Origin of the sequence: Agrococcus baldri (assembly GCA_900114805.1) — a bacterium.
GTDB classification, from domain to species: Bacteria; Actinomycetota; Actinomycetes; order Actinomycetales; family Microbacteriaceae; genus Agrococcus; species Agrococcus baldri.
This window is the reverse complement of sequence record FOZN01000001.1, coordinates 300,621-313,969: the sequence shown is the minus strand read 5'-3', so window position 1 is coordinate 313,969 and position 13,349 is coordinate 300,621. Positions and strand designations below refer to the sequence as shown.

The following is a 13,349-nucleotide window of genomic DNA, read 5'->3' as shown; positions in this document are numbered from 1 at the left end:
GTCGGGGTGAGCGGATGCTCGGCGCACGCGGCCGGGTGCGGCACGATGGGTGCGTGAGCGGCTCTGCGCGCGCCGGCGACCGGCTGGTCGGCATCGACCTGGCTCGCTTCGTCGCGCTGGCGGGCATGATGGCCGCGCACACGCTCACCTGGGCGGGTGCGCCGCCGGCAGCGGCCGTGGCGCTCACCGACGGGCCGCCCTCGACGCTGTTCGCGGTGCTGGGCGGCGTGAGCGTCGTGCTCGCCGCTCGCGCCCGGCTCGCCGTCGGCGATCGGGCCGGAGCGGTGCGCTCGACCGTCGTGCGGGGCCTGGTCGTGGCGGTGCTGGGCGTGCTGGTGGCGCCACTGGCGACCGCGGTCTACGTGGTGCTGGTGCCCTTCGGTGTCGCGATCGCCGTCGGCGGCCTCGCGCTGCTCGCGCCGACGTGGCTGCTGGCCGTGCTGGCCGCCGCGATCGGGGTCGGTGGCGGCAGCGCCGTCGCCTGGGGTGCGGCGAACCTACCGTCGCTCACGCGCATCTCGCGCGAGCTGAGCCCCGCCGAGTCGCTGCTGCCCGCGCTCACCGACGTGCTGCTCACCGGGGTCTACCCGGCGCTGATCTGGTTCGGTTACCTGCTCATGGGCATGCTGGCCGCGCGGGCGCTGCTCGCCGCGCGCGCCCAGCACGCCGAGCGGGCGACCCTCGTGCGGCTGGCGGGCCTCGGGGCACTGCTGGCAGGTATCGGCGTCGCCTTGAGCGAGGTGGGCGTGCTGCTGCTCACCACTGCGGTCGCGCCGGGGGAGCCGGCGCTCGCCCGCGACATCCTGCTGCAGAACGGGTACGGCGCCGTGCCCGTCGCTCCGGCCGAGCCCGGCGGTCTGCTGTGGCAGCTGCTCGCCGCGCCGCACACGGGCACGCCGGCCGACATCGCCCGCACCGCCGGCATCGCGCTGCTCACGATCGCGCTGCTGAGCCTGCTCGTGCTGCGCCTTGGCCCGCGCGCCCGCCGGCTGCTCGAGCCGGTGCGCGCGGCCGGCGGCGCCCCGCTGACGATCTACATCGTGCACATCGTGCTGGTGACGCTGCTGGGCGGGCTCTTCATCGAGACCGCACCGGGGATCGCGAGCGGCTGGGGCGGCTGGGCGGTGCAGGTCGCGGTCGCGCTCCTGATCGGCGCTTGGCTGGCGGCCAGCGGTGCGCGCGGGCCGTTCGAGCGGCTCGTCGGCTGGTTCGCCGATCGCGCCGGCGGCGACCGCGCCGACGACCGGGCGCACGCGACCGGGGGTTGACACGGGCGGAGCGCGAGCGTACATTACCAAACAGTTATAGAACCGAATGGTGATGGAGGCGAGAGGCGAGATGCACGAGCACAGTGTCGACGACGAGGCGCTCGACCGCATCTTCGCCGCGCTCTCCGACCGCACGCGCCGCCGCATCCTGCTGCGGCTGCGGTCGGGGGCCGCGACCGTCACCGAGCTCACCGCGCTCACCGACCTGAGCCAGCCGGCGGTCTCCAAGCATCTGAAGGTGCTGGGGGAGGCTGGGCTGGTGCGGGCCGAGCGCGACGCGCAGCGCATCCACCGCATGATCGAGCTGGCGCCGCTCATTCGCGCTGCCGTCTTCGTCTCCCAGTTCGAGGTGCAGGTCGACGCCCGACTCGACCGCCTCGAGGCGCACCTCACGTCGGGAACCCGGCCGGACGCATCCGGCCCGACACCGAAGGAAGCATCATGAAGACCCGATTCAGCCTGCCGGACGACACCTCGATCGCCTACGAGCGCGACTTCAATGCGCCGGCGAGCGAGGTGTGGAAGGCCTACACCGACCCGGAGATCGTGCGCACGTGGATGCTGGGCCCCGACCCCGAGACCGAGTTCCCGACGTGCGAGATGGACATGCGCGCCGGAGGCTCGTTCCGCTGGGTGTGGGTCGACGGCAGCGGCGAGCTCGAGATCTCCGGCGACGTGCTCGAAGCAGACGCGCCGCACCGCATCGTCACGACCGAGCGCATGAGCGGCAGCGCGGTGGGCGGCATGGAGTTCCCGCCCACCACGAACAGCTCGACGCTCACCGAGCACGACGGCGTCACGACGCTGCGCACGGTGATCGTCTACGACTCGAAGGAGAGCCGCGACGGCGCCTACGCGAGCGGCATGGACGCCGGCATCGACGCCGGCTATGAGCGCATGGCCTCGCACTGGGGCTGAGGCTCGGGCCCGCGCTGGGTTGAGGCTCGGGTCCTCGCGCTGACCAGAGCAGCGGCGCCGGTGACGCGTGCTCTGTGTGCGACCGGTGGAGGTACCCGCGAGCGGTGGGGTCGCAGCTCCACCGCTCGCGGGTTGCTCCACCGCTCGAGCAGGCCTGGCCGCACGGGGGCGCGTCAGCGCACCGGCTGCGGGGCGCGCATGGCGAACAGGCGCGCGGCGGGGCCGTCGCCGGCGAGCAGCACGGTCGGCGGCCCCGCCTCCACCAGGCGACCGGCATCCAGGTGCCAGACCACGTCGGCGGATGCGACCAGCTCGGCGTCGTGGGTGAGGACGAGCGTCGTGCCGGCTCGGCCGCGCACGACCTCGCGCAGCGTCTCGCGCGTCTGCGCGTCGAGGTGCGCGTCGGCCTCGTCGAGGACGAGGATGCGCGGATCGCCCAGCATCGCCCGGGCGAGTGCGACGCGCGTGCGCTGGCCGGCCGAGAGCTGCCTGCCGGACTCCCCGACGTCGGTGCCCCAGCCCTGGTCGAGTCGCTCGGCGAGCGCGTCGACGCCGGTGATGGCGGCGATTCGGCCCACCTCGCTGTCGCCGGCAGCCCGGCCGGATCGGGCAGGGGCTCGAGCTGCAGGAAGCGGATCGCCGCGGCTCTGGCGACCCCGGCGCGCGCGTGGTACTCGGCGACCCGGCCCAGGTTGCGCAGGTGCGTCGCGAGCATGCCGACGACGGTGAGCGCGCCGACGATCGCCCGGGGGATCATGGTGTCTCCTCGTCGTTCTCTGGTCGTCGCGCTGTCGCAACGGGATCCATTCGAATGGCCGGCGATGAGTCGGCGATGGCCAGGGGATGGGACGGCTCTCACATGCCGGTGGAAGACGCAGCCCTCGCCCGCGAGACTGGTGCGGCGGACGCCGTCGTCCGCACGAGGAGGGTCGGATGCGCTCGATGATGTCGATGCCCGGCAACCAGTGGCCGCCCGCGATGAGCATCTCGATCGAGGACCACAGCTCGCCGATCGAGGAGTTGCTCTGGATCCGCGAGGCATATGCGCTGCAACCGGAGGGCGACGTGCCGCCGCTGCTCGTCCAGACGCCGGAGGCCGCGGGGGAGCCGGAGGATGCTTCCATGTGGGAGGCGGCCCGGGTGCAGCTCTGGAGCGCGGCGGTGCAGCATGCCGGAGGCGTGATCCCGGGGGAGCGGCTCGAGGCCCTCATGCACACCGAGGACGCCTCGGACGAGCGGCTGGCGGCACTGCTTGCCATGCACGGGCCGAGCTGGCGCGACCGCTTCGGCGACGCGGCGCTCGAGCGCGGCTACCTGGAGTGGAGCGGTCGGCGCTTCGATGCGCTGACACAGGCGATGCAGCAACCGCTGCGGGAAACGCCCGAGCACCGCTCGCTCGCCGCGCTCATCGCGGCGTGGGAGGCCGGGCTCACGAGGATCGTCACGATCCCGTGCCGCAGCGAGCACACCCGCGTCATCAGCAGCTCTGCGCTTCTCATGACGGAGGAGACGCGCGCCGATCCCGCCGCGTACGCCGCGGCCCTCGGTGCCTTCTGAGCAGCGCCTTCTCGTGAGCAGCACCTGCTCCTGAGCAGCACGAGCGGCCGTGCCGTCCGTTGCGCTGGTCACGATCCGGTCACGTTCGAACGGCGGGTTTGACACGCGCGAGCCTGCGGCGCATGCTTGAACCTGAAACCTGAACCACCTGTCAGGTTCTTGACACCGTGAAGCCGCACGAGGGAGTGCTCGCCCAGCCGAGCCGCCCCTGACGGGGCTCGCACAGCTGAAAGGCAACTCATGCGCAGGACAACGAAGTTCGCCGGGGTCGGCATCGCCATCGCGGCGCTCGCCCTCACGGCGTGCGCTCCCACCACAGCAGGCCCGGATGCCTCCGAGCCGGCCGGCTCCGAGGGCGCGGCCGAGACGGTCACCGTCGATGTCGGCATGATCACCTCGATCACCGGCCCGCTCGCCGCCTACGGCGCCACCTACCAGCAGGGCTTCGAGGCAGGCCTCGACTACGCCACCGACGGCACCGGCGAGATCGAGGGCATCGAGCTCAACATCGAGTGGCTCGACGACCAGGGCAACCCCGACACGGCCGTCAACCTCGCCAAGGACGTCATCGGCCAGGGCTACCAGATCATCGGCGGGTCCGCGGCCTCCGGCGTCTCGCTGGCCGTCGCCGAGCAGGCGGCGCAGAACAACGTGCTGTTCCTCTCCGGCCCCGCCGCTGCCGATGCCATCACCGGCATCAACGAGCAGACCTTCCGCTCGGGCCGCCAGACGCTGCAGGATGTCGCGACCGCCGCGACCTTCCTCGACAGCGTCGAGGGCTCGAACATCGTCGTGTTCGGCCAGGACAACGCGTTCGGCCAGGGCAACGTCGCCTCGGTCGAGGCAGTGCTCGGCGCCGAGGGCGCGACCGTGACGCCCATCCTCGTCCCCGAGGACGCCACCGAGTTCACGCCGTTCGCGCAGCAGATCGCCGCCGAGAGCCCCGACATGGTCTTCGTCGCCTGGGCCGGCGCCACGACCGGTGCCATGTGGGAGGCGCTCGCGCAGCAGCAGGTGCTCGAGTCGACGACCGTCGTCACAGGCCTCGCCGACCGCGCGTCGTACCAGGCCTACGGACCGGGATCGGGCGACATCCAGTTCCTGAACCACTACTTCCCGGGCGCGACCGACAACGAGGCGGCACAGGCGATGGACGCCTACCTCGAGGAGAACGGCTACGAGGCCGACCTGTTCACGCCGGACGGCTTCGTCGGCGCGCAGATGCTCGTGCACGCCATCACCGAGGCCGCCGGCGACGTCGACGGCATGATCGCCGCGCTCGAGGGCTGGACCTTCGAGTCGGTCAAGGGCGAGCTCACCATCCGCGCCGAGGACCACGCGCTCATCCAGCCGATGTTCCAGGTCTCGCTCGTCGACCAGGACGGCGAGTGGGTGCCGGAGCTCGTCGAGATCGCCGACGCCGAGGCCGTCGCACCTCCGATCGCGGGCGAGTGATGGCTGACCGACTCGCGCTCGCGCTGCACAGCGTCGGCCTCCAGATCGGCGGCGCGCGCATCCTGCACGACGTCTCGATCGAGGTCGCGACCGGAGAGATGATCGGGGTCATCGGCCCCAATGGCGCCGGCAAGACGACGCTGTTCAACATCATCTCGGGCGTCCTCATCCCCACGAGCGGCTCCGTGTCGCTCGCGGGCGAGGATGTCACGCGGCGCAAGGTGCACCAGCGGGCGAGGGTCGGTCTCGGCCGCACGTTCCAGACCTCCAGCGTCTTCGCCGGCCTCACCGCCGGCGAGAACGTGCGCCTCGCGGCGCAGTCGAAGCTCGGGGGAGCGACCAGCCCCTGGAAGTTCCCCCGGGCCGACGACGAGGCCGCCGGCATCGCCGAGCGCTGCCTCGAAGAGGTGGGCCTGGCCCACCACATCGACACGGAGGCCGGCGTGCTCTCGCACGGCGACAAGCGCAAGCTCGAGATCGCCATGCTGCTGGCCACCGAGCCCGAGGTGGTGCTGCTCGACGAGCCCATGGCGGGCGTCGGCTCGGGCGACGTGCCGGGCCTGGTCGAGGTGATCCGCCGCCTGCACGCCTCCGGGCGCACCGTGCTGATGGTCGAGCACCACATGGAGGTGCTGCTCGGCCTCGTCGACCGCGTCGCCGTCATGCACCACGGCGAGCTGCTCGCGATCGACACCCCCAAGGCCGTCATGGCCAACCCCGAAGTCCAGAAGGCCTACCTCGGAGAGACCGTATGACCGACATCCTCACCGTGCGCGGCCTCAGCGCCCGGATCGCCGGCCAGCAGGTCGTCGAGGACGCCTCCTTCGACGTCGCCGAGCACGGCGTCACAGCGCTGCTGGGCCGCAACGGCGTCGGCAAGTCCTCCACCATCAAGGCGCTGCTGGGCCTCTACGAGCGCAGCGGCGAGGTGACCTTCGACGGCACCCGCATCGACAAGCTGATGACCCACCGCATCGTGCAGCAGGGCATCGCCTACGTGCCAGAGGACCGCGAGGTCTTCAGCCAGCTCACCGTCGAGGAGAACCTCCGCCTCGCTGAGCGCGACGGCGCCCCCAACCGGGCCGTCGTCGCCGCGCTCTTCCCGGAGCTCATCGAGCGCGCCAAGCAGCAGGCGGGCACGCTCTCGGGCGGCCAGCAGCAGATGGTCTCGCTCGCGCGTGCCCTGATGAACGAGAATCGGCTGCTGCTCGTCGACGAGCCCACCAAGGGGCTCGCACCGCTGATCGTCGGCACCGTGACCAAGGCGCTCGAGGCCGCCGCCGAGCGCACACCGATGCTGCTCGTGGAGCAGAACCTGCAGGTGGTGCGCGCCCTCGCGCACACCGTCATCGTCCTCTCCGGCGGTCGCGTGGTCCACACGGGCCCGGCCGCCGAGTTCCTCGACTCCGACCTCGTGCACCGGCACCTCGGTGTCTCGACCGACGAGGAGGCAGCGTGAGCATCATCATCCTGCTGCTCATCACCGGCGTGGGCCTCGGCGCCCTCTACTTCCTGGTGGCGAGCGGGCTCTCGCTCATCTACGGCCTGATGGGCGTGCTGAACTTCGCGCACGGCTCGTTCCTGACCATCGCCGGCTTCATCGGCTGGGAGGTCGGTCGCAGGGTCGGCGACGGCACCTGGAGCGGCCTGCTGATCGGCATGCTCGTCGGCGTCGTGGTCGGCGCCGTGGTGGCGGCCCTCACCGAGCTGGTCTTCATCCGGCCGCTCTACAACCGCCACATCGAGCAGGTGCTCGTCACCGTCGGGCTCGGCCTGGCATCGGTGGCCCTGTTCGAGGGCATCTGGGGCACCGACCCGATCCAGATCCGGCTGCCGGGGTGGCTCGGCCAGACCACGAACGTGCTGGGCGCCAACATCCCGAACGACCGCTGGCTCCTCATCGGCGCCGCCGTCGCCGTGCTGCTGCTGATCGTGCTGTTCCTGCAGCGCACCAGCTACGGCCTCGTCATCCGCGCCGGCGTCGAGAACCGCACCATGGTGACCGCGCTCGGCATCGACGTGCGCCGCGCCTTCACGATCGTCTTCGCCATCGGCGGTGCCGCGGCCGGCCTCGGCGGCGTGCTCGCCTCCGTCTACTACGGCCAGGTGTCGGCGCACCAGGGCACCTCGCTGCTCATCTTCGCCTTCATCGTCACCGTCATCGGCGGCCTCGGCTCCCTCACCGGTGCGGCCATCGCATCCGTGCTCGTGGCCGTCATCCAGCAGTTCGCGAACTTCTACGGCGGCTGGGGCGACTTCGCGGTCGTCCTCGCCCTGGCACTCGTGCTGCTGTTCCGACCGACCGGCCTCATGGGCAAGGTCAAGCACTAGGAGATGACGATGCGCACCTTCTTCACGTCCCTCTGGGGCAAGCTCGCCATCGGCGGCGTCATCGTCGTCGTCGCCGCGATCCTGCCGCTGCTCAACATCCACATCCCGGGCGTGCTGCCCGGCCCGACCTACACGGCCGGCGCGATGTCGATGCTCGCCTACGCGTTCCTCATCGCGGCGCTCGCGCTCAGCTACCACCTCATCTTCGGCGTCGCCGGGATGCTCTCGTTCGGTCACGCGATGTTCTTCGCCGCGGGCGCGTACGGGCTCGCCATCCTGCTGGGGCTGCTCGCGCCCAGCGGCATGCCGCCGACGGTGGTCTTCCTCATCTCGATCGTGCTCACGCTCGTGCTGGCGCTCGTGCTCGGCGGGCTGGTCGGCGCGCTCGCGCTGCGGGTGACCGGCATCTCGTTCGCCATGGTCACGCTCGCCTTCGCGCAGGCCGCGAACGTGCTCATCCGCCGCAACACCGGCGGCCTCACCGGCGGCGAGGAGGGCGTGCGCATCACCACCGAGGTGGTGCCAGAGTTCTTCGTCGGCGTCGTCAACACCCGCAACCTGTACTGGCTGGCGCTGGGCATCCTCGTGCTCGTCTACCTCGCATGCCTGTGGGTCGAGCGCTCCCGGCTCGGCCACGTGGTGGCCGCCTCGCGCGAGAACGAGCTGCGCGTGACGGTGCTGGGCCTGCGGCCCTACACCGTGCGCCTGTTCGTGTTCATCGCCGCCGCGGTGCTCGGCTCCGTCGCCGGCATGGGCTTCATGCTGCTGCAGTCGGGCGCCACGCCCCGCATCTCGACGGCCGACTTCACGCTCACCCTGCTCGTGATCGTCGTGCTCGGCGGCCTCGGCTACCGCTGGGGCGCGATCGTCGGCGGCATCGTCTACACGATCCTCGACCAGCGGCTGGCCGACCTGGCCTCCGCCGCCTGGATCCACGACCTGCCCGACGTGCTCCGCATCCCGCTGTCCGAGCCGCTGTTCATCCTCGGCATGCTCTTCGTGCTGGTCGTGATGTTCGCGCCCGGCGGCATCGTCGGCCTCAGCCATCGCATCACGAAGCGGCGCGGCGGCAAGCAGGACGTCGCACAGCCCGAGGCGCTGCAGGACGTGGAAGCCTAGGGCGATGGCAGCCGAAGCGACGACACCGGGCGAGTGCACCCCCGGCGCGCTCACCCCTGGCGCACCGACACCGGGCGCGCTCACCGTGGGCCGCTGGCCCGCCGACCGTGCCGCGACCGACCCGGCGCGGCCCGCGATCCTCGATCGCGGCGTCACCGTCTCCTACGGTGAACTCGAGGCGCGCGCCACCGCACTCGCGCATGCGCTCGGCGAGGCCGGCCACGGCCGCGGCGCCCGCATCGCGACCGTCACCGGCTCGACCGCCGACCAGGTGGTGCTCTTCTTCGCCTGCGCGAAGGCCGGCGCCATGCTCGTGCCGCTGTCGTGGCGGCTCACGGCGGGCGAGCTTGCCGCCCAGCTGACCATCGCCGACCCCTCGCTGCTGCTGGTCGAGGACGACCACCTGCCCGTCGCCGAGGCCGCGCTCGCGCGCCTGGGCGAGCACCGCATCCGCACCACCACCCTGGGCGCCTCCGGCGTCGAGGCACAGGTGCCGGATGCGTCGGCCCACCTCGGTCACGGCGTGCCGGCCGACGACGATGGCCTGCTCATGCTCTTCACCTCCGGCACCACGAGCGCGCCGAAGGCCGTCGTGCTCAGCCACGCGAACTGCGCCTGGAACAACCTCGCGCTCTCGCGCGCCACGCCGCTCACCCCCGACGACGTCGTGCTGCAGGTGCTGCCGCAGCACCACGTGGCGGGCTGGAACATCCAGCCGCTGCTGGCCTGGTGGGTGGGTGCGCGCGTCGTGCTCGAGCGCACCTTCGACGCCGGCCGCGCGCTCGCGCTCATCGAGCGGCACCGCGTCACCGCCACCATGGGCGTGCCCACGACCTACCGGGCGCTCATCCAGCACCCCGACTTCGTCGCGCGCGACCTCACCAGCATCCGCACCGCCATCGTCGGCGGCGGCATGCTCGACCCGCGCGCGGCCGAGCAGCTTTCGCAGCAGGGCGTGCACGTGCAGCAGGGCTACGGCCTCACCGAGGCGGCGCCCAACGTCACCATCTGCCGCGACGAGTCCGACGCCGGCACCGTCGGCCGCGCCTACCCCCACGTCGACCTCGCGCTGCTCATCGACGGACGGGTCGAGCACGGTCCCGGCACCGGCGAGCTGCTCGTGCGCGGGCCGGCGGTCTTCCAGGGCTACTTCCGCGACCCGGACGCGACCGCCGCCACGCACCACGGGCCGTGGCTGCGCACCGGCGACCTGGTCGCGCGCGACGCGGCCGGACGCATCCGCATCGTCGACCGGGTGAAGGACATCGTGCGATCGGGCAGCGAGTCGATCGCGCCTATTGAGGTCGAGATGGCGTTGCTCGAGCACCCGGGCGTGGCCGACGCGGCCGTCGCGGGCGTGCCGAGCGATCGCTGGGGCGAGGAGCTGGTCGCCTGGCTGGTGCTGGCCGAGCCCGTCGACGAGGCGGCGCTGGCCGAGCACCTCGACGGTCGCCTCGCCGACTTCAAGCACCCCAAGCAGTACGTCGTGGTCGAGGACATCCCGCGCACCACGAGCGGCAAGCCGCTGCGCCGCGCGCTGACGGCCGCCTACACGCAGGAGAGGGCGGACGCATGACTGCCGAGCCGAGGACGAAGCGCGGCGAGCTGACCAAGGCGAAGCTGCTGGCGGCAGCCGAGCAGGTCTTCGCCGAGCAGGGCTACCAGGCCGCGTCGATCTCGCGCATCACCGAGCGCGCGCGGGTGGCCCAGGGCACCTTCTACCTGTACTTCGCGTCGAAGCTCGACCTGTTCGAGCAGCTCGTGGAGGACCTCAACCGGCGCGTGCGCGCGGCCATGAGCGACGGCGCGGCGCGCGGCTCCAACCGTGCAGAGGCCGAGCGCGAGGGCTTCCGCGGCTTCTTCGCCTTCACCGCCGAGCACCCGGCGCTCTACCGCGTCGTGCGCGAGGCCGAGCACGTGGCTCCTGGCGCCATGCGCAACCACTACGAGCGCATCGTCGAGGGCTACATGGAGGGCCTCACCCGCGCGAAGGCCGCCGGCGAGATCGCCGACATCGACCCCGAGGTCGCGGCCTGGGCGCTGATGGGCGTCGGCGAGATGATCGGCATGCGCTACGTGCTGTGGCCGACGGCGGAGGACGGGCCGTACGGCACCGGTGCCACCACCGTGCCCGAGCACGTGTTCGACGAGATGGTCGCCTTCGTGCAGCGCGCGCTCGGCACCGTCCCCCCGCACCACACCGTCGCCGCCCCGGCGACCGACGACGTCGCCACCGCGACACCGACCAAGGAGGACGCATGAGCACGCTCGCTGGCCGCAGGGCCGTCATCACCGGCGGCGCCGCCGGCATCGGTGCGGCGATCGCCCGCTCGTTCGCCGCGGAGGGCGCGGAGGTGGTCATCGCCGACCGCGACGGGGCGGCCGCGCAGGCGCTCGCGAGCGAGCTCGGCGGCGAGGCGTGGGAGGTCGACTTCCTCGACACCGCCGCGCTCGAGTCGCTCGAGCTGCGCGCCGACATCCTGGTGAACAACGCCGGCATCCAGCGCGTCGCGCCCATCGAGCAGTACGAGCCCGAGATGTGGCGCCGCATCCACACGCTCATGCTCGAGGCGCCGTTCCTGCTCATCCGCGCGGCGCTGCCGGGCATGTACGAGCGCGGCTTCGGGCGCGTCATCAACCTCTCGAGCGTGCACGGCCTGCGCGCATCCGCCTTCAAGTCCGCCTACGTCGCCGCCAAGCACGGCCTCGAGGGCCTCTCGAAGGTGACGGCGCTCGAGGGCGCCGAGCACGGTGTCACCTCGAACTGCATCAACCCCGGCTACGTGAAGACCGCGCTGGTCGAGTCGCAGATCGCCGACCAGGCGGCCACGCACGGCATCCCCGAGAGCGAGGTGCTCGAGAAGGTCATGCTGACCGAGGCTGCCATCAAGCGCCTCGTCGAGCCCGAGGAGGTCGCCTCGCTCGCGACCTGGCTCGCCGGCCCGCACGCGGGCATGGTCACCGGCACCTCGTACGTCATGGATGGCGGATGGAGCGCGCGATGACCAGCGGTGCGAACGAGACGCCGCTGCGGCTGCCCGTCGACGGCGGCGAGCTCGTCGGCACGCTGTGGCGAGCGGATGCGTCGGGCACGCCCGTCGTCGCCATCCACGGGATCACGGCGAACCACCGCTCCTTCTCGCCGCTGGCCGACAGCCTGGAGTCGCCGCTGCTCGCGCTCGACCTGCGCGGTCGCGGCGGCTCGCGGTCGCTGCCCGGTCCCTACGGCCTCGCGCAGCACGCGGACGATGTCGCGGCGGCCATGCGCGCCGCCGGCATCGGGCGGGCGATCGTCGTCGGCCACTCGATGGGTGCCTACGTGGCGGCGCGCCTCGCCCACGCGCACCCGCAGCTGGTCGAGTCGCTCGTGCTCGTCGACGGCGGCCTGCCGCTGCGCCCCGCGCCCGAAGGCAGCGAGCTGGCGCCCGAGGACGTGCTGGGCCCGGCCATCGAGCGGCTGCGGATGACCTTCGCGTCGCCGGCCGCCTACCGCGACTTCTGGCGCCAGCACCCGGCCTTCGGCCCGTACTGGTGCGAGGCGATCGAGGAGTACGTCGACTACGACCTGATGCCGGTCGACGGCGCGCTGCGACCCTCCGCGAACCCGGACGCGGTGATGGCGAACCTCGTCGAGCTCGACGGCCGCGGCGGCTACACCGAAGCGCTGCTGGCGCTCGAGCAGCCCGTCCAGCTGCTGCGCAGCCCGCGCGGACTGTTCGACGAGATGCCGGGCCTCTACGATGACGAGTGGCTGGCGACGTGGACGTCCCGGCTGCCTGCGCTCTCCGTCACGGACGTCGAGCACACGAACCACTACACGATCCTGATGGGTGCGGGGGTGGATGCGGTGGCCGAAGCGGCCGCACGCGCCGCCGTCGCCCCGCGGGCCCACGCAGTGCAGAAGGAGACACGCTGATGATCGACAAGACCTATGCGTCCGCGGCGGAGGCGGTCGCAGACATCCCGGACGGCGCGACCATCGCCGTCGGAGGCTTCGGCCTCTCTGGCAACCCGATGGCGCTCATCAAGGCCATCGAGGCGAGCGGCGTGACCGGCCTCAAGGTGGTCTCGAACAACTGCGGCGTCGACGACTGGGGCCTGGGCCTGCTGCTGCGCGGCGGTCAGATCGACAAGATGACGTCCTCCTACGTGGGCGAGAACAAGGAGTTCGAGCGCCGCTACCTGGCCGGCGAGCTCGAGCTCGAGCTGACCCCGCAGGGCACCCTGGCCGAGAAGCTGCGCGCCGGCGGCTCTGGCATCGGCGCCTTCTACACCCGCGCCGGCGTCGGCACGCAGGTGCAGGAGGGCGGCCTGCCCCAGCGCTACAACGCCGACGGCACCGTCGCCCAGGCCTCGGCCCCGAAGCCCACCGCCACCTTCGACGTGGACGGCGAGCCCAAGGAGTTCGTGCTCGAGGAGGCCATCACGACCGACTTCTCGCTCGTGCACGCGCTGCGCGGCGACCGCCACGGCAACCTGGTGTTCAACAAGGCCGCCCGGCAGTTCTCGCCGCCCGCGGCGATGGCCGGCCGCATCTGCATCGCCCAGGTGGAGGAGCTCGTCGAGCCGGGCGAGATCGACCCGGATGCGGTGCACCTGCCGGGCGTGTTCGTGCACCGGATCATCGAGGTCGGCACCGACATCGAGAAGCGCATCGAGCGCCGCACCGTGTCTGAGGAATCCACGAGCGAGGAGAGCTGA

At 72.1% G+C, this 13,349-nt stretch carries 15 protein-coding genes; 14 read left to right on the top strand and 1 reads right to left on the bottom strand.

Annotation, left to right across the window (positions count from 1 at the left end; translation table 11 throughout):
- Positions 1–53 precede the first annotated feature (53 nt).
- The 3 genes from BM288_RS01500 to BM288_RS01490 all read left to right on the top strand — a co-directional run bounded on the left by BM288_RS01500 (position 54) and on the right by BM288_RS01490 (position 2,186).
- Positions 54–1,268: a heparan-alpha-glucosaminide N-acetyltransferase domain-containing protein gene (locus tag BM288_RS01500; RefSeq protein ID WP_092915186.1), complete on the top strand. Its 1,215-nt coding sequence runs from the start codon at positions 54–56 to the stop codon at positions 1,266–1,268.
- A gap of 70 nt (positions 1,269–1,338) precedes the next feature.
- Positions 1,339–1,713 (top strand): ArsR/SmtB family transcription factor, encoded by a 375-nt coding sequence (locus BM288_RS01495; RefSeq protein ID WP_092916149.1) that lies wholly within the window; start codon positions 1,339–1,341, stop codon positions 1,711–1,713.
- Positions 1,710–2,186, top strand: a complete 477-nt coding sequence (locus BM288_RS01490; RefSeq protein ID WP_092915184.1) for an SRPBCC domain-containing protein — start codon at positions 1,710–1,712, stop codon at positions 2,184–2,186. The genes BM288_RS01495 and BM288_RS01490 overlap by 4 nt, the downstream gene beginning before the upstream one ends.
- A 173-nt stretch (positions 2,187–2,359) precedes the next feature.
- Here the strand turns inward: BM288_RS01490 and BM288_RS14375 are convergent, their stop codons facing one another.
- Positions 2,360–2,764, bottom strand: coding sequence for an ATP-binding cassette domain-containing protein (locus BM288_RS14375; RefSeq protein ID WP_177220197.1), 405 nt, complete (start codon positions 2,762–2,764; stop codon positions 2,360–2,362).
- A gap of 355 nt (positions 2,765–3,119) precedes the next feature.
- Here BM288_RS14375 and BM288_RS14185 point away from each other — a divergent pair, with 355 nt between their 5' ends.
- From BM288_RS14185 to BM288_RS01430, 11 genes are all read left to right on the top strand, one after another.
- A complete protein-coding gene (locus BM288_RS14185; protein ID WP_177220196.1) occupies positions 3,120–3,743 on the top strand; it encodes a hypothetical protein in 624 nt (207 codons plus the stop codon).
- 240 nt (positions 3,744–3,983) lie between these two features.
- Positions 3,984–5,198 (top strand): substrate-binding domain-containing protein, encoded by a 1,215-nt coding sequence (locus BM288_RS01475; RefSeq protein WP_092915178.1) that lies wholly within the window; start codon positions 3,984–3,986, stop codon positions 5,196–5,198.
- Positions 5,198–5,953, top strand: coding sequence for an ABC transporter ATP-binding protein (locus tag BM288_RS01470; protein WP_092915176.1), 756 nt, complete (start codon positions 5,198–5,200; stop codon positions 5,951–5,953). Before BM288_RS01475 ends, BM288_RS01470 begins: the two co-directional genes overlap by 1 nt.
- Entirely contained in the window at positions 5,950–6,657 is a 708-nt protein-coding gene (locus tag BM288_RS01465; RefSeq protein WP_092915174.1) for an ABC transporter ATP-binding protein, read from the top strand. Before BM288_RS01470 ends, BM288_RS01465 begins: the two co-directional genes overlap by 4 nt.
- On the top strand, positions 6,654–7,529 hold the full coding sequence (locus tag BM288_RS01460) for a branched-chain amino acid ABC transporter permease (RefSeq protein WP_092915172.1): 876 nt from the start codon (positions 6,654–6,656) through the stop codon (positions 7,527–7,529). The genes BM288_RS01465 and BM288_RS01460 overlap by 4 nt, the downstream gene beginning before the upstream one ends.
- Positions 7,530–7,538: 9 nt before the next feature.
- Entirely contained in the window at positions 7,539–8,648 is a 1,110-nt protein-coding gene (locus BM288_RS01455; RefSeq protein WP_092915170.1) for a branched-chain amino acid ABC transporter permease, read from the top strand.
- 4 nt (positions 8,649–8,652) lie between these two features.
- Positions 8,653–10,224, top strand: coding sequence for a class I adenylate-forming enzyme family protein (locus BM288_RS01450; protein WP_092915168.1), 1,572 nt, complete (start codon positions 8,653–8,655; stop codon positions 10,222–10,224).
- On the top strand, positions 10,221–10,910 hold the full coding sequence (locus BM288_RS01445) for a TetR/AcrR family transcriptional regulator (protein ID WP_092915166.1): 690 nt from the start codon (positions 10,221–10,223) through the stop codon (positions 10,908–10,910). Before BM288_RS01450 ends, BM288_RS01445 begins: the two co-directional genes overlap by 4 nt.
- On the top strand, positions 10,907–11,653 hold the full coding sequence (locus tag BM288_RS01440) for a 3-hydroxybutyrate dehydrogenase (protein WP_092915164.1): 747 nt from the start codon (positions 10,907–10,909) through the stop codon (positions 11,651–11,653). Before BM288_RS01445 ends, BM288_RS01440 begins: the two co-directional genes overlap by 4 nt.
- On the top strand, positions 11,650–12,564 hold the full coding sequence (locus BM288_RS01435; protein ID WP_318255268.1) for an alpha/beta fold hydrolase: 915 nt from the start codon (positions 11,650–11,652) through the stop codon (positions 12,562–12,564). The genes BM288_RS01440 and BM288_RS01435 overlap by 4 nt, the downstream gene beginning before the upstream one ends.
- Positions 12,564–13,349 carry a CoA transferase subunit A gene (locus BM288_RS01430; RefSeq protein ID WP_092915160.1) on the top strand — a complete coding sequence of 262 codons (786 nt, stop codon included), beginning with the start codon at positions 12,564–12,566 and terminating at the stop codon, positions 13,347–13,349. The genes BM288_RS01435 and BM288_RS01430 overlap by 1 nt, the downstream gene beginning before the upstream one ends.

Coding starts and splice junctions, on each gene's coding strand:
- BM288_RS01445 (WP_092915166.1), top strand. CDS start 10,221: ATGACTGCCGAGCCGAGGACGAAGCGCGGCGAGCTGACCAAGGCGAAG.
- BM288_RS01435 (WP_318255268.1), top strand. CDS start 11,650: ATGACCAGCGGTGCGAACGAGACGCCGCTGCGGCTGCCCGTCGACGGC.
- BM288_RS01430 (WP_092915160.1), top strand. CDS start 12,564: ATGATCGACAAGACCTATGCGTCCGCGGCGGAGGCGGTCGCAGACATC.
- BM288_RS01440 (WP_092915164.1), top strand. CDS start 10,907: ATGAGCACGCTCGCTGGCCGCAGGGCCGTCATCACCGGCGGCGCCGCC.
- BM288_RS01465 (WP_092915174.1), top strand. CDS start 5,950: ATGACCGACATCCTCACCGTGCGCGGCCTCAGCGCCCGGATCGCCGGC.
- BM288_RS01495 (WP_092916149.1), top strand. CDS start 1,339: ATGCACGAGCACAGTGTCGACGACGAGGCGCTCGACCGCATCTTCGCC.
- BM288_RS01455 (WP_092915170.1), top strand. CDS start 7,539: ATGCGCACCTTCTTCACGTCCCTCTGGGGCAAGCTCGCCATCGGCGGC.
- BM288_RS01475 (WP_092915178.1), top strand. CDS start 3,984: ATGCGCAGGACAACGAAGTTCGCCGGGGTCGGCATCGCCATCGCGGCG.
- BM288_RS01450 (WP_092915168.1), top strand. CDS start 8,653: ATGGCAGCCGAAGCGACGACACCGGGCGAGTGCACCCCCGGCGCGCTC.
- BM288_RS14185 (WP_177220196.1), top strand. CDS start 3,120: ATGCGCTCGATGATGTCGATGCCCGGCAACCAGTGGCCGCCCGCGATG.
- BM288_RS01470 (WP_092915176.1), top strand. CDS start 5,198: ATGGCTGACCGACTCGCGCTCGCGCTGCACAGCGTCGGCCTCCAGATC.
- BM288_RS01490 (WP_092915184.1), top strand. CDS start 1,710: ATGAAGACCCGATTCAGCCTGCCGGACGACACCTCGATCGCCTACGAG.